The organism is Sphingorhabdus sp. Alg231-15, assembly GCF_900149705.1.
Lineage (GTDB): Bacteria > Pseudomonadota > Alphaproteobacteria > Sphingomonadales > Sphingomonadaceae > Parasphingorhabdus.
This window is the reverse complement of record NZ_LT703001.1, coordinates 1,040,343-1,061,939: the sequence shown is the minus strand read 5'-3', so window position 1 is coordinate 1,061,939 and position 21,597 is coordinate 1,040,343. Positions and strand designations below refer to the sequence as shown.

At 51.6% G+C, this 21,597-nt stretch carries 31 protein-coding genes; 28 read left to right on the top strand and 3 right to left on the bottom strand.

Features of this window, described 5'->3' with window-relative positions; all coding sequences use genetic code 11:
- Window positions 1–185: 185 nt before the first annotated feature.
- Both DG177_RS05240 and DG177_RS05235 read right to left on the bottom strand, forming a co-directional pair.
- Window positions 186–1,892 carry an N-acyl-D-amino-acid deacylase family protein gene (locus DG177_RS05240; RefSeq protein WP_337658529.1) on the bottom strand — a complete coding sequence of 569 codons (1,707 nt, stop codon included), beginning with the start codon at window positions 1,890–1,892 and terminating at the stop codon, window positions 186–188.
- A gap of 3 nt (window positions 1,893–1,895) precedes the next feature.
- Window positions 1,896–2,294: an MAPEG family protein gene (locus DG177_RS05235; RefSeq protein ID WP_108810530.1), complete on the bottom strand. Its 399-nt coding sequence runs from the start codon at window positions 2,292–2,294 to the stop codon at window positions 1,896–1,898.
- A 231-nt stretch (window positions 2,295–2,525) separates the two neighbouring features.
- Between DG177_RS05235 and DG177_RS05230 the strand changes: the two genes are divergently transcribed.
- The 3 genes from DG177_RS05230 (at window position 2,526) to DG177_RS05220 (ending at window position 5,414) form a co-directional block, all read left to right on the top strand.
- Complete coding sequence (locus DG177_RS05230; RefSeq protein ID WP_108810529.1) at window positions 2,526–3,803, top strand: membrane dipeptidase; 1,278 nt, start codon at window positions 2,526–2,528, stop codon at window positions 3,801–3,803.
- Between the two features lie 184 nt (window positions 3,804–3,987).
- Window positions 3,988–4,296 (top strand): helix-turn-helix transcriptional regulator, encoded by a 309-nt coding sequence (locus tag DG177_RS05225; RefSeq protein WP_108810528.1) that lies wholly within the window; start codon window positions 3,988–3,990, stop codon window positions 4,294–4,296.
- Between the two features lie 197 nt (window positions 4,297–4,493).
- Window positions 4,494–5,414: a hypothetical protein gene (locus DG177_RS05220; protein WP_337658528.1), complete on the top strand. Its 921-nt coding sequence runs from the start codon at window positions 4,494–4,496 to the stop codon at window positions 5,412–5,414.
- Here DG177_RS05220 and DG177_RS05215 read toward each other — a convergent pair.
- Window positions 5,350–6,327 (bottom strand): MBL fold metallo-hydrolase, encoded by a 978-nt coding sequence (locus DG177_RS05215; protein ID WP_108810526.1) that lies wholly within the window; start codon window positions 6,325–6,327, stop codon window positions 5,350–5,352. The genes DG177_RS05220 and DG177_RS05215 overlap by 65 nt on opposite strands.
- 255 nt (window positions 6,328–6,582) lie before the next feature.
- On the opposite strand from DG177_RS05215, the gene DG177_RS05210 reads away from it, so the two are divergent.
- The 25 genes from DG177_RS05210 to rplR all read left to right on the top strand — a co-directional run bounded on the left by DG177_RS05210 (window position 6,583) and on the right by rplR (window position 21,597).
- Window positions 6,583–6,984, top strand: coding sequence for a DoxX family protein (locus DG177_RS05210; protein WP_337658527.1), 402 nt, complete (start codon window positions 6,583–6,585; stop codon window positions 6,982–6,984).
- On the top strand, window positions 6,981–7,421 hold the full coding sequence (locus DG177_RS05205) for a MarR family transcriptional regulator (RefSeq protein WP_108810524.1): 441 nt from the start codon (window positions 6,981–6,983) through the stop codon (window positions 7,419–7,421). Before DG177_RS05210 ends, DG177_RS05205 begins: the two co-directional genes overlap by 4 nt.
- The gene (locus DG177_RS05200; protein ID WP_108810523.1) at window positions 7,418–8,206 is read left to right on the top strand and encodes an acyl-CoA thioesterase domain-containing protein; all 789 of its coding nucleotides are present in this window, start codon (window positions 7,418–7,420) and stop codon (window positions 8,204–8,206) included. The genes DG177_RS05205 and DG177_RS05200 overlap by 4 nt, the downstream gene beginning before the upstream one ends.
- Before the next feature lie 307 nt (window positions 8,207–8,513).
- The gene (rpsL, locus tag DG177_RS05195; protein WP_067198316.1) at window positions 8,514–8,885 is read left to right on the top strand and encodes a 30S ribosomal protein S12; all 372 of its coding nucleotides are present in this window, start codon (window positions 8,514–8,516) and stop codon (window positions 8,883–8,885) included.
- A gap of 24 nt (window positions 8,886–8,909) precedes the next feature.
- On the top strand, window positions 8,910–9,380 hold the full coding sequence (gene rpsG, locus DG177_RS05190) for a 30S ribosomal protein S7 (protein WP_108810522.1): 471 nt from the start codon (window positions 8,910–8,912) through the stop codon (window positions 9,378–9,380).
- A gap of 151 nt (window positions 9,381–9,531) precedes the next feature.
- Complete coding sequence (gene fusA / locus DG177_RS05185) at window positions 9,532–11,625, top strand: elongation factor G (RefSeq protein WP_108810521.1); 2,094 nt, start codon at window positions 9,532–9,534, stop codon at window positions 11,623–11,625.
- A 153-nt stretch (window positions 11,626–11,778) separates the two neighbouring features.
- Entirely contained in the window at window positions 11,779–12,969 is a 1,191-nt protein-coding gene (gene tuf / locus DG177_RS05180; RefSeq protein ID WP_108810520.1) for an elongation factor Tu, read from the top strand.
- A 125-nt stretch (window positions 12,970–13,094) separates the two neighbouring features.
- A complete protein-coding gene (gene rpsJ / locus DG177_RS05175; protein ID WP_108810519.1) occupies window positions 13,095–13,406 on the top strand; it encodes a 30S ribosomal protein S10 in 312 nt (103 codons plus the stop codon).
- A 215-nt stretch (window positions 13,407–13,621) separates the two neighbouring features.
- Complete coding sequence (gene rplC, locus DG177_RS05170) at window positions 13,622–14,476, top strand: 50S ribosomal protein L3 (protein WP_108812785.1); 855 nt, start codon at window positions 13,622–13,624, stop codon at window positions 14,474–14,476.
- 3 nt (window positions 14,477–14,479) lie between these two features.
- Window positions 14,480–15,106 carry a 50S ribosomal protein L4 gene (gene rplD / locus DG177_RS05165; RefSeq protein WP_108810518.1) on the top strand — a complete coding sequence of 209 codons (627 nt, stop codon included), beginning with the start codon at window positions 14,480–14,482 and terminating at the stop codon, window positions 15,104–15,106.
- Window positions 15,099–15,407, top strand: coding sequence for a 50S ribosomal protein L23 (locus DG177_RS05160; protein WP_108810517.1), 309 nt, complete (start codon window positions 15,099–15,101; stop codon window positions 15,405–15,407). The genes rplD and DG177_RS05160 overlap by 8 nt, the downstream gene beginning before the upstream one ends.
- A gap of 1 nt (window position 15,408) precedes the next feature.
- Window positions 15,409–16,245, top strand: coding sequence for a 50S ribosomal protein L2 (rplB, locus tag DG177_RS05155; RefSeq protein ID WP_108810516.1), 837 nt, complete (start codon window positions 15,409–15,411; stop codon window positions 16,243–16,245).
- 2 nt (window positions 16,246–16,247) lie between these two features.
- Window positions 16,248–16,523 carry a 30S ribosomal protein S19 gene (gene rpsS / locus DG177_RS05150; protein WP_108810515.1) on the top strand — a complete coding sequence of 92 codons (276 nt, stop codon included), beginning with the start codon at window positions 16,248–16,250 and terminating at the stop codon, window positions 16,521–16,523.
- On the top strand, window positions 16,523–16,906 hold the full coding sequence (gene rplV / locus DG177_RS05145; RefSeq protein WP_108810514.1) for a 50S ribosomal protein L22: 384 nt from the start codon (window positions 16,523–16,525) through the stop codon (window positions 16,904–16,906). The genes rpsS and rplV overlap by 1 nt, the downstream gene beginning before the upstream one ends.
- Window positions 16,907–16,909: 3 nt before the next feature.
- A complete protein-coding gene (gene rpsC, locus DG177_RS05140; protein ID WP_108810513.1) occupies window positions 16,910–17,605 on the top strand; it encodes a 30S ribosomal protein S3 in 696 nt (231 codons plus the stop codon).
- 24 nt (window positions 17,606–17,629) lie between these two features.
- The gene (gene rplP, locus DG177_RS05135) at window positions 17,630–18,061 is read left to right on the top strand and encodes a 50S ribosomal protein L16 (protein WP_108810512.1); all 432 of its coding nucleotides are present in this window, start codon (window positions 17,630–17,632) and stop codon (window positions 18,059–18,061) included.
- Between the two features lie 4 nt (window positions 18,062–18,065).
- Window positions 18,066–18,278, top strand: coding sequence for a 50S ribosomal protein L29 (gene rpmC / locus DG177_RS05130; protein WP_108810511.1), 213 nt, complete (start codon window positions 18,066–18,068; stop codon window positions 18,276–18,278).
- Window positions 18,279–18,287: 9 nt separating this feature from the next.
- A complete protein-coding gene (rpsQ, locus tag DG177_RS05125) occupies window positions 18,288–18,599 on the top strand; it encodes a 30S ribosomal protein S17 (protein WP_108810510.1) in 312 nt (103 codons plus the stop codon).
- Between the two features lie 61 nt (window positions 18,600–18,660).
- Window positions 18,661–19,029, top strand: a complete 369-nt coding sequence (gene rplN, locus DG177_RS05120) for a 50S ribosomal protein L14 (protein WP_108810509.1) — start codon at window positions 18,661–18,663, stop codon at window positions 19,027–19,029.
- 2 nt (window positions 19,030–19,031) lie between these two features.
- Window positions 19,032–19,355 (top strand): 50S ribosomal protein L24, encoded by a 324-nt coding sequence (gene rplX / locus DG177_RS05115; protein WP_108810508.1) that lies wholly within the window; start codon window positions 19,032–19,034, stop codon window positions 19,353–19,355.
- On the top strand, window positions 19,348–19,926 hold the full coding sequence (gene rplE / locus DG177_RS05110; protein WP_108810507.1) for a 50S ribosomal protein L5: 579 nt from the start codon (window positions 19,348–19,350) through the stop codon (window positions 19,924–19,926). Before rplX ends, rplE begins: the two co-directional genes overlap by 8 nt.
- A gap of 67 nt (window positions 19,927–19,993) precedes the next feature.
- Window positions 19,994–20,299, top strand: a complete 306-nt coding sequence (rpsN, locus tag DG177_RS05105) for a 30S ribosomal protein S14 (protein ID WP_108810506.1) — start codon at window positions 19,994–19,996, stop codon at window positions 20,297–20,299.
- Between the two features lie 12 nt (window positions 20,300–20,311).
- Window positions 20,312–20,707, top strand: a complete 396-nt coding sequence (gene rpsH, locus DG177_RS05100) for a 30S ribosomal protein S8 (RefSeq protein WP_108810505.1) — start codon at window positions 20,312–20,314, stop codon at window positions 20,705–20,707.
- The gene (gene rplF / locus DG177_RS05095) at window positions 20,707–21,240 is read left to right on the top strand and encodes a 50S ribosomal protein L6 (protein ID WP_108810504.1); all 534 of its coding nucleotides are present in this window, start codon (window positions 20,707–20,709) and stop codon (window positions 21,238–21,240) included. Before rpsH ends, rplF begins: the two co-directional genes overlap by 1 nt.
- 3 nt (window positions 21,241–21,243) lie before the next feature.
- Window positions 21,244–21,597 (top strand): 50S ribosomal protein L18, encoded by a 354-nt coding sequence (gene rplR, locus DG177_RS05090; RefSeq protein ID WP_108810503.1) that lies wholly within the window; start codon window positions 21,244–21,246, stop codon window positions 21,595–21,597.

Here is a 21,597-nt window from a genome sequence, read left to right as displayed (position 1 = left end):
GACAGGCTAGTCGCGCACTAGTCAGGTTCAATCTCTCTCGATACTGACTAGAAAATCAGGGGTAGGCAGCAATGCTTACCCCTTTTTTTGTGGGTGGTTCCAGATCGCTTCTTTAGTCGCTCTCTGTTAGCGATCTGCATATAGTGGTGATCAGCAGAGACGCAGAGTTTTTCAATCTCTCTAAATCATGCTTCCCTGATCAACCGTCCCGGCCTTGCTCCGGTAGACTGATCAAATCTGCGGATCACCTCTCCAGAAACAATCGTCGCATCATAGCCGGTTGCACGTTGATGCAGACGTTGCCCTCCCGCAGGCAGATCGTGAACGATTTCCGGCAGGTGCAATTTCAGGCCTTGCAGATTGATGACATTGATATCGGCTTTGGCCCCGGGCTTCAGCAAGCCGCGGTTCGGCAGCCCGACCGCTTTGGCGGCTTTGTGGGACAGCATGTGGATTGCTTCAGATAGTTCAAATCTGAGATCTCCGGGATTCTGCACAAACTGGGTCAGCAAGAATGTGGAGTAGCTGGCATCGCATATTGCGCCATAATGCGCGCCGCCATCGCCCAAACCGGGAATGCAATGCGGATGGCTGAGCATTTCGTGTGCGCTATCGAGCGTGGCATCCTCATAATTACCCAGAGCGGCCAGGAACAGCCCTTTGCCTTCGGTTTCTAAAAGCCGGTCATAGGCTATCTCCTGCGGCGAACAGCCTTTTGCCTTGGCCTGTCCCGCCATGCTCATTTCCTTTGGCGGAGCATAGTCTGGCGGATCATCAAGAGGGAAGAGCCAGTTCCAGTCGCGAGCCAGTTCATTAAACGGGTGACCTTTTTCAAAATCCTCAGTGATCAGCGCTTCGCGCAGCTCTGGATCGCGCATGGCCGCAACCTGTTCTTCAACAGACAGATCGGCAATTTTTGACCAGCTTGGGCAAAGCACAAAGGGATGCACGGTCAATTCGAGGCCTGCAATCAAACCGATGGGGCGCGGCATGATCTGTGCCGTGGCCTTTCCGCCATTGGCGTTGGTTTGATCAATCATATCGAGCACCTTGCGCCAGCGCGGTGGCCCGTCATTTCCCGAAGCCAGGGTAAAGGTAGCAGGCCGTCCGCTCGCCTCGACCACCCGCTCGATCACTTTATACTCCTTGTCCCAGCCGACAAAGGCGTCGAGCACGACCTGAAATGTGCCGGTTCCGGCATCTGCCATCCCGCCACATATTGCTTCCAGTTCCTGCACATCCGCTTCAAATGTCGGAATGCTGCCACCATCTGCGGTTTTGTGAATGGACAATCGCGACGTCGCAAAACCCAGCGCACCTGCCTCTATGGCTTCCTTGGATAGCTTGCGCATCAGCGCAAGATCATCGGCATTGGCTGGTTCTCGGGAAGCGCCGCGCTGACCCATGGCGTAAACCCGAAGTGGGGAGTGGGGGAGATAGGCCGCCACATCAATATCGCGTTGGCCTTTCGCCACCGTGTCTAGATATTCAGGGAATGTTTCCCAGTTCCACGGCAGGCCATCGGCCATAACAACCCCGGGTATGTCCTCGACGCCTTCCATGACATTGATCAGCAGATCATGATCCTCCTTGCGGCAGGGTGCGAATCCGACACCGCAATTACCCATTACCGCCGTGGTTACGCCATGTGAGGACGAGGGGCTCATTTCTTCGGCCCAGATGCACTGGCCGTCATAATGAGTATGCACATCGATAAAGCCCGGCGTCACAATCCTGTCGGTCGCATCAATTTCTTCACGCCCTTTGCCGGTTACCTCGCCAATGGCCGTAATCTTGCCATTTGAAACGGCGATATCGCCTTCGATAAGTGCGCCGCCGCTCCCATCGGCAATAGTGCCACCCCGGATTACCAGATCATGTTCCATGTTCATCTCTTATCCTCTGATTGCCTGTACCAAGCCGCCAATCAGCGAACCCAGGACGAATATGTAAATGGGCGGCATGCTGAGATAAATCCACAGCAAACGCTTTTCCGGAGCCTTGTGATATCCCAAAGCATAGCCCACACGCATGAATGGCCAGATCAGACCAATGGCCGCGGCCCAAACCGGATCGACCGTGTAAGCGAACAGCCATAGCCCCGGCAAGAACAACACAAGATGTTCAAGTGTATTGTGATGGGCGCGGACATAACGTTCATATTCCGGCGGCCCGCTGTGGGATGGCGCCTCCACCTTGAACCTGCCGCGCGCCAGGCCCGCCATGAGCAAGGTGAAATAATAGGCGAGCAAAGCCAGCGCGCTGACAATAACAACATAGATATAGTAATCCATCGTAATTTGATTTCCCACATTTTGATCACATGATCATAGACGCTGCGATCCGCATAACCATACTGCATTTGGATAAGGCTTCGCCGATATGTCAGACCGATTAGGACAGTGATTTTTTCGGGTGGTGCAGGGCAGGGCTGCGATCTCGGCCTAATCAAATGGCGGTGATCGATCATCTTGCTTTTCAACTATGGGCTGTCATACGAACCAATCATCAAAGGAGTTATGGGCATGTTTCGAATTGGGTTCGGTGTTGCTATTTCGGCACTATTGGTAAGTACGTCGGCTATCGCTGGTACGTCTGCGGACATAGAGTCCAAAGATCAAACGCATATTTCCAAAGACGTTAAGGATTTTCACAGCAGCATTGCAGTTCTTGATTCTCATCTCGATACACCGCGGCTCTTTCACACAGATGATTATGACTTCAAAGAGCGTGGAAGCTGGAAAGACAATCGTACGCATGTTGATTTGCAGAGGATGAATGAAGGCGGCCTTGATGGTGGTTTTTGGGTTATCTATACGGCGCAGGGTGCTTTAGACAGCGCGGGTTATCAGTCCGCACGAAGCAGTGCTCTTTTGCGTCAAACTGCCATTCGGGAATTTGCGGCCAAATATCACTCCGAAGTTGCTCTCGCATTTAGTGCAGACGATGCTGACCGAATATTGTCTGAGGGCAGAAAGGTTGTTTTCCAAAGCATGGAAAATGCCTATCCTTTGGGTACAGACCTGACTTTGCTGGAGCATTTTTACAAGAGCGGTTTGCGCATGATTGGCCCGGTGCATTTTGCCAACAACCAGTTTGCCGACAGTTCGACGGATAAAGAGCAACTCTTTGACGGGCTGAGTTCGCTGGGTGAAGAATTGATCCGTGAAGCAAATCGTCTGGGGCTCATCGTCGATGGTAGTCATTCCAGCGACGAAGCAACACGGGATATGATCGGCCTTTCCAAAACGCCTATCATTCTTTCGCATACTGGCGCTAACGCGATTTATGATCATCCACGCAATATTCCAGACAAGCTGCTGAAGGAGCTGGCGGCAAGTGGCGGCGTTATTCAAATGAATATCTTTGCTTCATATCTTGAGAAACTGGAACCATCCCCAGAGCGTGTTGCTGCACAGAAAGGCATGGAAACACGGTGGATTGCGCAATTTGGCTCGGTCGAAGCTGTTCCAACCGATGTCGCTCAGGCCGCTCAAGTGCAATTGAATGCACGTCATCCCGCTCCTCGCTCAAGCTATGAAAAATTTCTTGAACATACGTTCCATGTTCTCAAGCTGATCGGCCCAAATCATGTCGGCATCAGCGGTGATTGGGATGGCGGCGGTGGCGTCGATGGCTTGGTTGATGTCTCCATGTTGCAAAGGATCACAAATGATCTTTTGAAAGCGGGATATTCCAAGGCGGATGTCGCAAATATCTGGGGCGGCAACATGATGCGGCTGCTACGCGCCGCCGAAGCAGCAAGAACGATGGAGATCAGCTCGCCAAATGTCCTGAATTAGATTTGGGGGAGGGTGGTTGGCTGTTCCGCAAGATTTCCTTCGGATTCTCGGAATGATTTTTACCGGATAGTTTGGTGAAAAAGTGGACGTCAGAATCATCCAAAAACCGCGTAAAAATTAGTCTTTCAATCCGTTCAATCTAGTAGCATTGACATTAAGTCGATATATATCGATATATGGTAATATGCAAAAAACCAGAACGCCTTCTAAGGCAACCAAGTTAGCTTTGATTTCTCTACTTGATGCGCCTCAGGGAATGTATGGCTATGAGATAATGCAATCGACCGGGATAAAGCCCGGCACACTTTATCCCATGCTAGCAAGGTTGGAAGATCAGAATATTCTTGTTTCTCATTGGCAAGAAGCAAGCGTCGAGGGGCGACCGCCACGACATATCTATAACCTTTCAGAAGCAGGGCGTATTCTAGCGAGGAGTCTGATTGATGACTCTCGTTTGGCATCCACTCCCAAACTAAAATCGAAACCCATATGATGCGTTGCCAACTATTGCGTTTGATAGACTTTCTGACGCCGGACCATCGAAAAAAATGGGCGCAGGCAATGCGCGCTGAAATATTGGCTCTCGACAACGATAGAGACGCTCTAACATTCGCGCTGGGCTGTCTGATCGGCTGCTTTCGCTTTCATCTGGAAGTCAAACTCTCTCCCGGAAAAACATGGAGTAGCATTATGACAGATAGATTCGCTGTTTTGACATTTTTCTCAGGCTTGATGGCATGTCTCATAGGATTGATTTATCTTTTTGTTTCTGGCGCTCCGCTGACCATGATCACTGTTAATGGAGCGGCCTTGCTCATCGGCATTTTGCTTGCAATTGCCGTTAAACTTTCCGTACGGCTTACAAATAGTTTTGTTACCCTGTTCGCAATCATCGGGTCCCTTAGCCTATTTGCCACCGCAACTTTGGGTTACGCTATTGAAGATGCAAGAAGATGGGTGCTGATGGGACCCTTTTTTATCCAAACTAGCCTCATTCTTCTGCCGCTGATCGCTTTAAGCTTTGCGAGGATTCAAAGTTTCTGGACGATGTTGGCGGTCATCGCAGCCAGTTTCGCCATGGCCGTTCAACCTGATCGCGCAATGGCTGCCATGCTGTTCGCGGCCGTTGCCGTTACTTGCTGGATGCGACCAAGCAAGTGGACTTTCACCGCTTCCATTTTTTGTGCAATCGCTTTTTTGGCAACATTGTTTCTCCCCGACCGTCTGCCAGCTGTTCCGTTTGTAGATCATATTCTTTGGACAGCCTTTGATGTAAATATCATGGTCGGATTATCGCTCTGGATTGGCTGCCTGGCACTAATATGTCCGATATTCTTTCTCCCAAGAAACGAACGAACTGTAATTCACTTTACGTTCGCAACCTGCTGGTTCGCACTCATAGCGGCGGCGGCGATGGGTGCTTATCCCACGCCAATCGTTGGATATGGAGCCAGTGCGATTATTGGATATTTCTTGAGTCTGATTTTCGTGCAACCGGCTGCACGAATGCACCCAGCTGTGGACAGTGACACAACGAGATCACCCGTTACTCCTCCTCATCTGGATAGGTTGTTGACCAGTTCTGCAGCCAGCGTGGTTCGGCCTGCATGACGACATCTTCCTTGATCGCGTAGATCCGGGGATAGGAACCTGTACTGCCCAATTCTCCATTTTCGATCCTGACTAACTGATCGCGGAGGATTTCGATATCGGCGCGGGATTTTACGGGTAACTGGCCATCTTCTCCTGCATGCGCACCTCGCAAGGCGATATCGGGATTGCCGGCGGTTGCCCGGATGATTTTACGCGCGGATTGCAGATAATCTCCCATGCTGGCGCCGGGATAATAGGCGGAAATGTTGCCCGCTGACATGAAGTCACCGGTAAACATCATATCATGGGCCTTATCCAGAAGGGATATCGAATTGTCGGTATGGCCGGGGGTATATATCAGGGTCAACTGGCGGTCTCCAAGATCCATTTCCGACCCCGGCTGGACCCATTCGTCAATTTTCCAGGTGGCTGGTTCCAGCCCTTCTGCGACGCCCAGATATTCACCCCAGCTGGGTGTGAACGAGTCTCCCGTTGCACGTTCCCGCAAATGGGGCAGATCGACCAGCGCAATGCGTTCGTAACTGCCTTGTCCAGTATGATCATAATGCAGATGCGAAGGAATGAAGGTGACTGGCAAGTCGGTGAGTTGCTCCACTATCGGCCGGATGTCATAAAAACCCACGCCTGCGTCGAGCAATAATGCACGGCGCGTTCCGGCGATGAGATAGTTGACGTTTCTTGGCCAGGAATAGGGTTCGGCAATGGCAAAAGTGCGCTCATCCAGTTGTACGACATAAAAATAGGCATCCTCGCCAACGGGCTTGCCATTCACTGGAAGACTGGCTTTTTCTGATGGTAATATCCGCTCGCCCGATGTGGCGAGTGGTACCAGAATCCGATGGCGTTGCCAGATCCCGGCGGCAAGCAACAATATGACTACGACTAACGCGATTCCGAATTTTTTTGCCATTACAGTCCCCTTGAAACTGTGGATCGTCTATTCTGATCGCGGCGTCAATCGTGTCAGATCTCCAATGTCCGCTTTGGGTACAAAAGAGGACGTTGGCTTTGGGAAAGTTGCTCCCACTCTGAAAGCCGAAGCGAGACAAAATTTGTACCTACATAAACCCAGCAACCATAGCATAAGAAATTCCACAAACAGGCCTTTCCTTTATACGAATGTCGTATATAAAGAATGTACGAAACTCGTATAAAGGAAATAGCAATGAGATTACTCTTCTCCTTCGCCCCAGCAATGTTGATCGCTGGCCGCATTGGCCTCGCGTCGCTTTTCATACTGGGCGGGATCAACAAAATTCTCAGCTATGGATCTACGCTCGACAATATGCGCAGTGTCGGATTGGAGCCAGCTGGAGTTCTTCTGCCGCTTGTCATTGCACTTGAGCTTGGTGCTGGTGGCCTTGTTGCAATTGGGCGCTGGATGGCACCGATTGCCGCACTTGGATTGGCCGGTTTCACGCTGGCAACCAATCTGGTATTCCATGATTTCTGGACCATGGAGGGAGAACGCGCTGCCTTTGAGCTTTCTCTCTTCTTCAAGAATATTTCTATCGCTGGCGCTCTTATATTTCTTGCAGGCGCGTTATCGAAAGAGGCTTCGGAATGAGCAAACCAGAAGAAGATCTACTTGCAGGTATAAGGGTGCTGCTGCGTATCTTCACAGTCGATGAAACACGGTTCCCACCTGCGGAAGGGCGTATCAAATATAATGCGATAGACTTTCAGGCACTCTATTTTATCGCGGAAAATAGCGATTGCAGCGGTGCTGCACTGGCTGGCTTTCTAGGCGTACCGGCAACAACGGCTCAATCGGTGATCGAGCGTTTGATACATCGTGGCTATGTTGCCCGTCGCTCCGGTACCGGCCGCGCAATTGCGCTTTCATTATCGAAAGAGGGGCAGAGCGTATGTGCAGCGATCCGACGGCAGGATATTTCTAACTGCGGCACGATGCTAGGTGCGCTGCCGGAAGATGAGCGTTCTGATTTTGCGGAGAAGATCCGTCTCATTGCGCAAGCGCTTGAATCGGCAGAAACGGAATGAGCGCGACAGAGATACTGAACCAGCTGATCCCGAAAAAGCATGAGGAAGGTCTTGGTTGGACATTGCCTGTCGATCGGAACCTCTGCCTTGGCCCACCCCAATCCAAACATATGAGCGGCGGGGCTTGTACCGCAGCGATGATTGACGCGATGGAACAGGAAATTGGGAAACCCGTCATCCAGGCTGCGACACAGTTTCTTTCGTCGCCAAAAGCAGAAGAGATAGCCTCCATCTCAGTGAAGGTTGGCAAGACAGGTCGATCAATTTGTCAGGCGCAGGCTAGTTTGTCAGTTGGTTCTGAAACGGCTGCCACGCTGTCAGCCACGCTTGGGGTAAAAAGAGATATCGGTTCATTCGCGTGGGCCAAGTTCGAAAATGCCGACACGCCCAGCAACTGCCCGCGCATTCCATTCGTTCGGGAAGATGAGGGTGACCTGCATTCGCACCTCGACATGCGTCTCGTCGAAACACCCAGCGGCGGGGACATGCGCTTCTGGGTAAAGACACCCGATAACTTTCCCGAAAAGCCGTCGGCCTTTCTGGCTTTGGTCGCAGATTATCTTCCTGAAGCGATACATTTTAACATTGGACGAAGCGCTGGCGCTGTAAGTCTTGATAACTCGGTTCGCATTGTTGGGCGTGAAGCAACAGACTGGTTGTTGTGTCACACGCAATTGCTAAGTATTTCCGACGGCATTTTCCACGGGCAGATGAACCTCTTTGCCGATAATGGAAGTCTTCTTGCGACAGCTTCCCAGTCCGGAGTTGTGCGTTTGTTGGCTTAGGCTCATAACTCTATCCAATAATGAGGGTTTTTAGTGTCCGCTTTTGGACAAAGTTGTCAGTTGATGAAGCCCGTCGAACTGAGAGCTTGCCGCCACGGAAGTGATCTCGCGATCTTCATAGGGCATCGGCCTTCGGTCAAAACGTTTGCGCAACTGTTGACGTTCATCCGAATCCCCGCTAAGGGCCGCGCTTCTGCTCAGGTGTGATCCGTCATACCCGCAGAAGACTTACATAGGCAAAACACTTTCGGCGATTGGGCCGTCAGAGTAACCCTAGTTTATCTAGATCCAATAAGGTGAAGACTTTATGCCAACGATTAATCAGCTCGTCCGTAAAGGGCGGGTGCCACAGAAGACGAAGTCCAAAGTGCCGGCCATGGAAGCCAACCCGCAGAAACGCGGCGTTTGCACCCGTGTCTACACAACGACTCCAAAGAAACCAAACTCCGCTCTGCGTAAGGTTGCCAAGGTTCGCCTGACCAACCAGCGTGAGGTCATCAGCTACATTCCAGGTGAAGGTCATAACCTTCAGGAACATAGTGTTGTTCTCATTCGCGGCGGCCGTGTTCGCGACCTTCCCGGTGTGCGTTACCATGTGCTGCGCGGTGTTCTTGATACGCAAGGCGTTAAGGACCGGAAGCAATCCCGTTCCAAATATGGCGCCAAGCGTCCTAAGTAATCGGTCAGATAGGAGTTATATAATATGGCACGTCGTCGTCGTCCCGAGAAACGGGTAATCCTTCCTGATCCAAAATTTAAGGATCAGGTCCTTTCCAAATTCATGAACAACCTGATGCAGGATGGTAAGAAATCTGTTGCAGAACGCATCGTTTATGGCGCGCTGGATAGCGTAGAAGCCAAAGCGAAAAAAGATCCGCTGCAGATGTTCCATGATGCGCTCAACAACATCAAGCCGGGCATCGAAGTGCGCAGCCGCCGTGTTGGTGGTGCAACCTATCAGGTTCCTGTCGAAGTGCGTCCTGAACGTGCTCAGGCTCTCGCCATCCGCTGGATGATCGGTGCAGCTCGTGCGCGCAGCGAAACCACAATGGCAGCGCGTCTGTCGGGTGAAATTCTTGATGCTTCCAACAATCGCGGCAACGCGGTGAAGAAGCGTGAAGATTCGCACAAAATGGCAGAAGCCAACCGCGCATTTGCACATTACCGCTGGTAACATTATATAAGAGCGCGGGGAGTACAGAACTCTCTGTAAATCCCGCGCTTTCACATTGTTGTATTTGTAACCAATCAGGGCTGGTCATCGCTGGCCCCTTTCACTATATGGGCGGCGCTAATTGGGGCCCCTTAATTCTGGAGTAAAGACTATGGCACGCAGCCATCCGCTCGAACGATATCGCAATATTGGCATTATGGCCCATATTGATGCTGGTAAAACAACCACCACGGAACGCATCCTGTATTATACGGGTAAGTCCTACAAGATTGGCGAAGTGCATGATGGCGCGGCGACGATGGACTGGATGGAGCAAGAGCAAGAGCGTGGTATTACCATTACCTCTGCTGCGACCACCTGTTTCTGGAATGCGGAAGACCGCAAGGGTCCTGAGCACCGGATCAACATCATTGATACCCCGGGCCACGTTGACTTCACCATTGAAGTTGAGCGTTCGCTGCGTGTGCTCGATGGCGCGGTTGCTTGTTTCGACGGCGTTGCTGGCGTTGAGCCACAGTCTGAAACCGTATGGCGTCAGGCTGATAAATATAAGGTGCCGCGGATGTGCTTCATTAACAAGCTCGACCGGACCGGTGCGAATTTTGAATTCTGCGTAAACTCCATCGTTGAGCGCCTCGGCGCGACACCGGCTGTGCTGTATCTGCCTATCGGCATCGAGGCGAGCCTGGTCGGTCTGGTTGACCTGGTTAACCAGCGTTCGATCACCTGGAAAAACGAAGATCTTGGCGCTGAATATTCTTATGGTGAAATTCCAGAGGATATGGCTGACCAAGCTGCTGAATATCGCGAGAAGCTTATCGAGCTTGCTGTTGAGCAGGACGATGATGTGATGGAACAATATCTGGAAGGCAACGAGCCTGATGCAGCGACTTTGAAAGCGCTCATCCGTAAAGGCACGCTGAACCAGAGCTTTGTTCCTGTGCTTTGCGGTTCGGCCTTTAAGAACAAAGGCGTTCAGCCACTGCTCGACGCGGTTGTTGACTATATGCCAAGCCCGCTCGACGTTGACGCCATTAAAGGTGTCGCGATGGACGGTGAAACCGAAGACGTTCGTCCATCCAGCGATGACGAACCATTCTCTGCGCTTGCATTTAAAGTCATGAACGATCCATTTGTGGGTACATTGACCTTCGCGCGCATCTATTCCGGCAAGCTGGAAAAAGGCACCGTACTGAACTCGGTCAAGGACAAGAAAGAGAAAGTCGGCCGTATTTTGGAAATGCACTCCAATGACCGTAAGGACATTGAAGAAGCTTTCGCAGGCGACATTATCGCATTGGCAGGCATGAAGACCACCACAACCGGTGACACGCTTTGTGCAGCTGAAGCACCAATCATTCTCGAGCGGATGGAATTCCCTGATCCGGTTATCGAGCTTTCGGTTGAACCAAAAACCAAGGCTGACCAAGAGAAGATGGGCGTTGCGCTCAATCGTCTGGCTGCTGAAGACCCGTCATTCCGTGTGACGACCGACCATGAATCCGGTCAGACGATCATTAAAGGCATGGGCGAGCTTCACCTCGACATTCTGGTCGACCGTATGAAGCGTGAGTTTAAAGTGGAAGCCAATGTTGGTGCACCGCAGGTTGCTTATCGCGAGTCACTCGGCAAGGCTGTCGACACGGACTATACCCATAAGAAACAGTCCGGTGGTTCTGGACAGTTCGCGCGTATCAAGTTCGAAGTCACTCCCGGTGAGCGCGGTGCAGGCATTACCTTTGAAGACGAAATCAAGGGCGGTAACATTCCGAAGGAATATATCCCGTCTGTTGAAAAAGGTATGCGTGAAACAGCTGAAACCGGTTCTTTGATCGGCTTCCCGATCATCGACTTTAACATTCGTGTTTATGATGGCGCTTACCATGACGTCGACTCCTCGGCGCTGGCTTTTGAAATTGCGGCGCGTGCTGCGATGCGTGAAGCGGCCCAGAAGTCTGGTATCAAGCTGCTTGAGCCCATCATGAAAGTCGAAGTGATTACGCCGGAAGACTATCTTGGTGACGTAATCGGCGATCTCAACTCTCGCCGTGGTCAGATCCAGGGTACCGACACGCGCGGTATCGCTCAGGCCGTTGACGCTATGGTGCCGCTGGCCAATATGTTTGGTTATGTGAACGAGCTGCGCTCTTTCACACAGGGCCGCGCGCAATATTCGATGCAGTTTTCTCACTATGAGCAGGTGCCGAATAATGTAGCGGAAGAATTGAAGGAGAAGATGGCTTAATCGCCGCTTCTCTGAATACGAGTAACCGCGCTTACCTTTTGGTTCTGGCTAAAGAAAAAAGCCTAGAGGTTAAAAGGGTGTTGACAGATTTGGATAGTCTCGCCAAAGCGCGGCACAGACTATCAAGACGATAGAAATTAGAGGTAAGAAAAAATGGCAAAAGCAAAGTTTGAACGCAATAAGCCGCATTGCAATATCGGCACCATCGGTCACGTTGACCACGGTAAAACCACGTTGACCGCAGCGATCACGAAAGTGCTTGCTGAAGCTGGCGGCGGTGAAGCCGTTGACTTCGCGAACATCGATAAGGCGCCTGAAGAGCGTGAGCGCGGCATCACCATTTCAACGGCACACGTTGAATATGAAACCGACGCCCGTCACTATGCGCACGTCGATTGCCCAGGCCACGCTGACTATGTGAAAAACATGATCACCGGTGCTGCTCAGATGGATGGTGCTATCCTGGTTGTGAACGCAGCCGACGGCCCAATGCCACAGACTCGCGAGCACATCCTGCTTGCTCGTCAGGTTGGCGTTCCTGCTCTTGTTGTTTTCATGAACAAAGTTGACCAGGTTGACGACGAAGAGCTGCTTGAGCTCGTCGAAATGGAAATCCGTGAGCTTCTGTCTTCTTACGACTTCCCAGGTGACGATATTCCAATCGTTGCTGGTTCTGCTCTTGCAGCACTGGAAGGCCGTGACGACAATATCGGTAAAGAAAAAATTCTTGAACTGATGAAAGCCGTTGACGAAGCTATTCCTCAGCCAGAGCGTCCAGTGGATCAAGACTTCTTGATGCCAATCGAGGACGTGTTCTCAATTTCCGGTCGTGGTACGGTTGTTACCGGCCGTGTTGAAACCGGTGTTGTGAATGTTGGTGACGAAGTTGAAATCGTTGGTATCAAAGATACCTCGAAAACAACGGTTACCGGTGTTGAAATGTTCCGTAAGTTGCTCGACAGCGGTGAAGCTGGCGATAACATCGGCGCATTGATCCGCGGCGTTGCTCGTGAAGAAGTTGAGCGTGGTCAGGTTCTCTGTAAGCCTGGTTCAATTACACCTCACACCGAGTTCAGTGCCGAAGTTTATGTGTTGTCGAAAGACGAAGGCGGCCGTCACACGCCATTCTTCGCAAACTATCGCCCACAATTCTACTTCCGTACAACGGACGTGACCGGCGAAGTCATTCTGCCAGAAGGCACTGAGATGGTTATGCCTGGTGACAACGTCACAATTAACGTAAAGTTGATTGCTCCAATCGCAATGGACTCAGGTCTCCGCTTCGCAATTCGCGAAGGTGGCCGGACCGTCGGTTCAGGGGTTGTCAGCAACGTAACAAAGTAATATAGGACTGCATCGCCGCCCGGATCACTGATTCGGGCGGCCAGTTTTTCGCCGCTCCGGCTTCTTTTTAAGAGAGAAAATCGGGGCGGTTTATTTTTGGCTCTTTGACATTGGTATAGGTTCTTATGGAAACGCAGAATATTCGCATACGCTTGAAAGCATTCGATCATCGGGTTCTCGATCAGGCGACCGGCGATATCGCTGACACTGCTCGCCGCACTGGCGCGCTTATCCGTGGACCAATCCCAATGCCAACGCGCATCGAAAAATTCACCGTAAACCGCGGCCCGCACGTAGACAAAAAGTCACGCGAGCAGTTTGAGGTCCGGACTTACAAAAGGTTGCTCGATATCGTGCAGCCTACGCCGCAAACCGTTGATGCTTTGATGAAGCTCGACCTTGCTGCTGGTGTGAATGTAGAGATTAAGCTCGCTTAATGTGAGTGAAGACACTGCCAGAGTGATGGCAGTGGTGACATGGGAAACCGCCAGCATATTTGCTGGGTCATGTGTCCCCCGTCTAGTTTGATTGATCTTCGGGTCAGTGAAACGGTTTAGCCCGGACGGGGCGATATTCGAAAAATTTGGGCTGAGTAATTTTAGGCACGCCCGCTGGCAATTCCGCACGTGGGCCTCTGTAAGGAGAAATGATCGTGCGTACTGGCGTGATCGCGAAAAAAATGGGGATGACCCGCTTGTTTCAGGAAGATGGTCGGCATGTGCCGGTAACCGTTCTTTCCCTGGAAGAATGTCAGGTTGTTGGAGCCCGCAAACAGGATCCGGATGGCTATTTTGCTGTTCAGCTTGGTGCAGGTGCCCGTAAAGCGAAAAATGTAAACAAACCACAACGTGAAGCTTTTGCAAAAGCGGAAGTCGAGCCAAAGGCACGTGTTGCCGAATTTCGGGTTGAGAGCGAAGAAGGTTTGCTCCCCGTTGGTGCTCGGATAACGGCTGACCACTTCATTGCGGGTCAGATGGTTGATATTCAAGGTGTGACGCAAGGTAAGGGCTTTGCCGGTGCCATGAAGCGTTGGGGTTTCGGCGGTATGCGCGCAACTCACGGTGTTTCTATCTCTCACCGTGCACATGGTTCTACCGGTCAAAACCAGGATCCTGGTAAAGTCTTCAAAGGTAAGAAGATGGCTGGTCACATGGGTGCGAAAAATCGCACGCAGCAAAATCTGGAAATCGTCCGTACAGACGCCGCTCGCGGTTTGATCTTTGTACGCGGCAGCGTTCCTGGTTCAAAAGGTGGCTGGTTGCTGGTTAAAGATGCTGTGAAAGTGGCTCTTCCTGAAGGCGTTCCATTCCCCGGTGCCATGCGCCGCAATGCGGATGAGACGGCAACGGAAGATGCGCCTGCTGGCATGATCGAGGCGGATGCAGAGCATGAAGCGCCTGCCGGTCCAACTGACGAAGAAATCGCGGCAGCAGCAGCGGAAACGCCAGCTGAGGCTCCAGCAGAAGAGAAATCTGACGCTGCAGATGATGCAGGGAAGGAGGGCTAAGCCATGAAATTGAAAGTGAAAACCCTCGACGCAAAAGCCAAAGGCGACATCGATTTGAATGATGACGTGTTCGGTCTTGAAGCGCGCGCAGACATTCTGCACCGCGTCGTCAACTGGCAACGTGAAAAAGCACGCGGCACGGCTCGTCCAACGCGTGAGCGTAGTGACATTGCCCGTACCGGTAAGAAGTTCGGTAACCAAAAGGGCGGTGGTACCGCTCGTCATGGTGATCGCCGTGCTCCTATCTTCGTTGGTGGTGGTAAAGCCCACGGTGCGCGCAAGCGTGACTTCAACCCGTCGCTGAACAAGAAAGTTCGTGCACTGGGTCTGAAAATGGCGCTGTCCGACAAGGCGAAGAACGACAATTTGATCGTGCTTGAAAATATTGAACTGAAAGAAGCCAAAACACAGGCGCTTTTGGCCAATATCGAAAAGCTCGGTTTCGGTAAATCAGCACTGGTCATGGACGGTGATGCTGTAAATGATGCTTTCACGAAAGCTTCTAACAACATTCCACGCGTCAATGTGATGTCGGCTGCTGGTGCCAATGTTTATGACATTTTGAACCATGAGACTTTGGTGCTGACCCGCGCTGCAGTCGAAAAGCTGGAGGCACGCTTCAATGGCTAAAAAAGAAGCAGTAGACATTCGTCACTATGACGTAATTGTCGGCCCGCACATCACCGAGAAAACAACCTTGCTCAGCGAACATAATGCTGTGGTCTTTAAAGTCGCCAACACCGCGACCAAGCCACAGATTAAAGCCGCTATCGAGGCGCTGTTTGATGTCAAAGTCAAAGGCGTGAACACGATGGTGCAAAAGGGCAAGACCAAGAAGTGGAAGGGTCGTCCCTACACTCGCAACGATGTTAAGAAAGCTGTCGTGACTTTGGCTGAAGGCCAGACCATCGACATCACCACGGGAATTTAAGATGGCTTTAAAATCCTATAAACCAACAAGCCCCGCACGGCGTGGTCTTATCCTGGTCGACAAGAGCGGCCTGTGGAAAGGCAAGCCCGTCAAGAAGCTTGTTGAAGGCAAGCGCAAAACTGGCGGCCGTAATAATAAAGGTCATGTGACCTCTCGCGGAATCGCTGGTGGTCATAAGCAAAAATATCGTCTGGTGGACTTCAAGCGCCGCAAGTTCGATGTTTCGGCAACCGTTGAGCGGATTGAATATGATCCTAACCGGACCGCGTTCATTGCTTTGATCAAATATGACGATGGCGAGCTGAGCTACATCTTGGCACCGCAACGTCTGGCTGTTGGTGACACTGTCATCGCTGGTGAGAAAGTTGACGTGAAGCCAGGTAACGCGATGAAATTGTCGCAAATGCCAATCGGTACGATTATCCACAATGTGGAAATGAAGCCAGGTAAGGGCGGTCAGATTGCTCGCTCTGCTGGTACATATGTCCAGATTGTTGGTCGTGACCGCGGCATGGTTATCGTTCGCCTGAACTCAGGTGAACAGCGTTATATCCGCAGCGATTGCATGGGTACGGTTGGCGCGGTTTCTAACCCCGACAACTCGAACCAGAATTTCGGTAAAGCGGGCCGCACCCGTTGGAAGGGCCGTCGTCCTTTGACACGTGGTGTTGCTAAAAACCCTGTCGATCACCCGCATGGTGGTGGTGAAGGTCGGACCTCCGGTGGTCGTCATCCAGTGACACCATGGGGCAAGCCAACCAAGGGCGCTCGTACCCGTAAGAATAAAACGACCGACAAGATGATCATCCGGTCGCGTCACGCTAAGAAGAAGAGGTAAGCATGGCTCGTTCCATCAAAAAAGGTCCATTTGTTGACCTCCATCTGCTGAAAAAAGCGCAAGACGCTCAGGAAGCTAGCAAGCGTTCGCCGATCAAGACCTGGTCGCGTCGTTCTACGGTTCTCCCTGATTTTGTTGGGCTGACTTTCAACGTTTATAACGGCCAGAAATTCATTCCGGTTTCCGTGAATGAGGACATGGTTGGCCACAAGCTTGGCGAGTTCGCTCCTACGCGTAACTATTACGGCCATGGCGCTGACAAAAAAGGCAAGAAATAATGGGTAAGGCATCATCACCCCGCCGCGTTGGCGACAATGAAGCTTTGGCTGTTGGCAATTCCATTCGTGGTTCTGCCCAAAAGCTAAACCTTGTTGCACAGCTGATCCGCGGCAAGAAAGCGGAAGACGCTTTGAACATCCTGTCCTTCTCCAAGAAGAGCATGGCCAAGGATGTCAGCAAGGTTCTCGCTTCCGCAATCGCCAATGCAGAAAACAACCATAACCTGGATGTTGACGCATTGATCGTTCACGAAGCCAGTGTCGGCAAAGGCCTGACCATGAAGCGCTGGAAAGCCCGCGCACGTGGCCGCTCTGCCAAGATAATCAAGCCATTTAGCCGCGTTCGCATCGTTGTTCGCGAGCACGAAGAAGAAGAGGCGTAAACCATGGGTCAAAAGAGTAATCCTATCGGGCTTCGCCTGCAGATTAACCGGACTTGGGACAGCCGCTGGTATGCGGAAGGTGCCAGCTATGGCGATCTCTTGATGGAAGACATCAAGATGCGCAAATATATCCTGGAAACCGTACCACAGGCTGCGATCTCCAAGGTTGTGATTGAGCGTCCGGCCAAAACCTGCCGCGTTTCCATCTATGCTGCCCGTCCTGGTGTTATCATCGGTAAGAAGGGTGCGGATATTGAAAAGCTGCGCCGCAAGCTCAGTGAAATGTCTTCCAGCGATGTGTCTTTGAACATTGTTGAAATTCGCAAGCCAGAAGTCGACGCACAGTTGGTGGCACAGGGCATTGGTGATCAGCTGATCCGCCGTGTTGCTTTCCGCCGGGCGATGAAGCGTGCGGTTCAGTCCGCTCTGCGTCTGGGCGCTGAAGGTATTAAAATTGTTTGTGGTGGCCGTTTGGGCGGAGCAGAAATTGCTCGCGTTGAATGGTATCGTGAAGGCCGCGTGCCGCTTCATACGCTGCGCGCCAATATCGATTATGCTGAACATGAAGCGCTGACCGCTTACGGCATCATCGGTATCAAGGTCTGGATTTTCAAAGGCGAGATATTGGGTCACGACCCGATGGCTCAGGATCGGTTGATGGTGGAAGCGCAAACTTCCGGCGTTCGCCCCTCTCGTTGATTTTTAGGGAATAGGTAAAGCATCATGCTGCAACCAAAGAAAACAAAATTCCGGAAGGCTCATAAGGGCCGGATTAAAGGAAAGGCGCCAGGCGGCACGTCGCTGAACTTCGGTTCCTATGGTCTGAAAGCCATGGAGCCAGAGCGGATCACCGCGCGTCAGATCGAAGCGGCTCGCCGTGCGATTACCCGTCACATCAAACGGCAAGGTCGTTTGTGGATCCGTATCTTCCCCGACGTACCGGTTTCGAAGAAACCTGCTGAAGTGCGTCAAGGTAAAGGTAAGGGTTCGGTTGAATATTGGGCTTGCCGGGTAAAACCAGGTCGGATCATGTTCGAACTGGATGGCGTTCCTGGCCCAATTGCTGCGGTTGCTTTCGAGCGTGCGGCGATGAAGCTTCCTATCAAGACAAAAGTTGTGGCTCGCCTTGGCGATACGTCACATTTGGAAGGTTAAGGACATGAGCAAGACAGAAGATTTGCGGACCAAGACCGACGATCAGCTTGAAAGCGATCTGGGCGAGTTGAAGCGCGAGGCATTTAACCTGCGTTTTCAGGCTGCGACCAACCAGCTCGAAAAGCCAAGTCGGATGCGTGAAGTGCGCCGCACGATTGCAAAGATTAAAACCCTGCAGAACGAGCGTGCGAAAGCCGCTGTTGCAGAAAAGGCGTAAGGAACCGATATGCCAAAACGTATTCTCACCGGCACGGTAGTGTCAGACAAGGGCGACAAGACTGTTGTCGTGAATGTCGAACGCAAAGTGAAACACCCACTTTACGGAAAAATTATGCGCCGGTCTAAAAAATATCATGCGCATGATGAAAAGAACGAGATGAGCACGGGCGAAACTGTGCGCATTGAGGAAACAAAGCCGATTTCCAAGCTCAAAACTTGGAAAGTGTTGGACCGGGTTGGCGCTGCTGCCGCTCCTGCAACACCTAAGGTTGCTGAAATTACTGCGGAAGACGAAGGCGAAGTCAAAGCCGAAAGCTGAAGCTGACGAAGTTTAACTGTGCTCTGAATATTCGGGGCGGAATGAAGAAGGAATTGGATCAATGATCCAGATGCAATCGAACTTGGAGGTCGCTGACAATAGCGGAGCCAAACGCGTGCAGTGTATCAAGGTGCTGGGCGGTTCCAAGCGCCGGTTTGCTGGCGTTGGTGACATTATTGTTGTGTCGATCAAGGAAGCTGCACCGCGCGGTAAGGTCAAAAAAGGTGATGTTCACCGGGCCGTTATCGTTCGTACCCGCAAAGATATCCGCCGCAAAGACGGTTCGGTTATCCGTTTCGACAGCAATGCTGCTGTTTTGGTCAACAATGCGAAGGAGCCAATCGGCACCCGCATCTTTGGCCCTGTGGTTCGCGAACTGCGCGCCAAGAAGCACATGAAAATCATCAGCCTTGCGCCGGAGGTACTATAATCATGGCCAATGCAAAGATTAAAAAAGGCGACACCGTTGTTGTTCTGTCCGGCAAGGACAAAGGCAAATCCGGTGAAGTGACCAAGGTAATGCCAAAAGACGGTAAGTTGATCGTCGCTGGTGCCAATGTTGCTGTGCGTCACCGCAAACCAACACAGGCTAACCCACAAGGTGGTCTGGAACGCCGCGAAGCACCGATGCACATCAGCAAAGTTGCTTTGGCCGATCCAAAAGATGGCAAGCCAACGCGCGTTCGTTTTGAAAAATCCAAAGACGGTAAAATGCAGCGTGTAGCTGTTAAATCCGGGGAGAAAGTCGATGGCTGATAAAGATTTGCCACGCATGCGCAAAAAATATGACGGCGAAGTCGTCAAAGCGATGCAGGAAAAGTTCAACTATTCCAATCCTATGGAAGTGCCAAAGATCACCAAGATCACACTGAACATGGGTGTTGGCGAAGGTAGTCAGGACAAGAAGAAAACCACGACGGCTGCTGCTGAAATGGAACTGATTGCTGGTCAAAAGCCTGTCATCACCAGAGCGAAAACGTCAATCGCGACGTTCAAGCTGCGTGAAGGCATGCCGATTGGTTGCAAAGTGACATTGCGCCGCGAGCGGATGTACGAATTTCTTGATCGTCTGATCACGGTGGCAATGCCCCGTATTCGTGACTTTCGTGGTCTGAATCCAAAGAGTTTTGATGGTCGTGGCAACTTCGCCATGGGCATTAAAGAGCAGATTATTTTTCCTGAGATTGCCTATGACGACATCGATGTGGTGCGCGGCATGGACATTATCGTGACGACAAGCGCGAAAACGAACGACGAAGCTCGTGAGCTTCTGAAATTATTCGGTTTCCCGTTCCCGCAGGAAGAAGAAGAGCAAGCAGCGGCATAATCCGCGAGAGATAATTTTTAAGCCCCCGGTTTTCGGGGGCACGCAAGAAAGGAAGAGAACTTAAGTCATGGCGAAACTGAGTTCCATTAATAAAAACGAACGTCGCAAGAAGCTGGTGAAGAAATATGCCGGTCGTTATGCGAAGTTGAAGGCGATGGCCAACGATCAGTCTCTTGACGAGACCGAGCGTTTGATGGCGCGTCTTAAAATGGCGGAAATTCCGCGCAACGGTAATCCAACCCGCGTGCGTAACCGCTGCGAAACAACAGGGCGTCCGCGCGGCTATTACCGCAAGTTCCGTCTCTGCCGCATTGAGCTGCGTGATATGGCCAATAAAGGTCTTATCCCCGGCGTAACGAAATCTAGCTGGTAAAGGGAAGATAATATGGCTTTTACCGATCCCTTGGGTGATATGCTCACCCGTATCCGTAACGGACAGCAAGCGCGTAAGGACAGTGTGGTTTCACCTGCTTCCAAATTGCGCGGCGCTGTTCTCGAAGTTCTGCAGCGCGAAGGTTATATTCGCGGCTACAGCGAAGAAGAGGTGAACAAGCACCCCGGTCTTCGTATTGAACTGAAATATTTTGAAGGCGAGCCGGCTATCCGCCACGTGGCCCGCGTTTCAAAGCCTGGTCGCCGTATTTACAGCGGTTCAAGTGAACTGCCGACTGTACGCAATGGCCTGGGCATCACAATTGTTTCGACGCCAAAAGGTGTTTTGTCTGACGCAGAAGCGCGCAGCCAGAATGTCGGCGGCGAAGTACTCGCAGAGGTGTTCTAATGTCTCGTATCGGCAAAAAAGCAGTAAGCATTCCTGATGGCGTTACCGCCACTCTGGATGACGGTCTGGTTAAGGTCAAAGGACCAAAGGGCGAGCTTTCGACCCCTATGGTTGACGACCTGAGCTATGAACTAAGCGATGGTGGTTTGTTGGTGACCCCGGCAAACAAGACCACCCGTGCACGCGCCTATTGGGGCATGCAACGGACGCTGGTTCAAAATCTCGTCGATGGTGTAACCGAAGGTTATAGCAAGGTTCTTGAGATTACCGGTGTTGGTTATCGTGCCGCAGTGAAGGGCAAAGTCCTGAACCTGCAACTTGGTTTCAGCCATGATGTGAATTTCGATATTCCTGAAGGTATTACCATCAAGACGCCGGATCAGACCACGGTCGAGATTTCCGGTATCAATAAACAGCAGGTTGGTCAGGTTGCCGCAGAAATTCGGCGCTGGCGTAAACCGGAGCCTTATAAAGGCAAGGGCATTAAATATCGCGGCGAATATGTTTTCCGCAAAGAAGGGAAGAAGAAATAAGCCATGGCTAATATTTCTCTATTCAAACGGCGTCAGCAACGCGTTCGCACCAAATTGCGGAAGCGCGGGCTCACAAAACCTCGTTTGTCTGTGCATCGCACAGGTCGTCATATCTATGCGCAAGTCATTGATGATGCAGAAGGCACGACCGTTGCTGCTGCTTCGACAATCGACAAGGCGTCCAAGGTGAAGACCGGTGCTGACAGTGCAGCGGCAGCCGATGTTGGCAAGCGCGTTGCAGCAGCAGCGAAAAAAGCTGGCATCAAGGAAGTAATTTTTGACCGTGGCGGTTTCCTGTATCACGGACGTGTGAAGGCTCTGGCCGACGCTGCACGTGAAGGCGGATTGGAGTTTTAA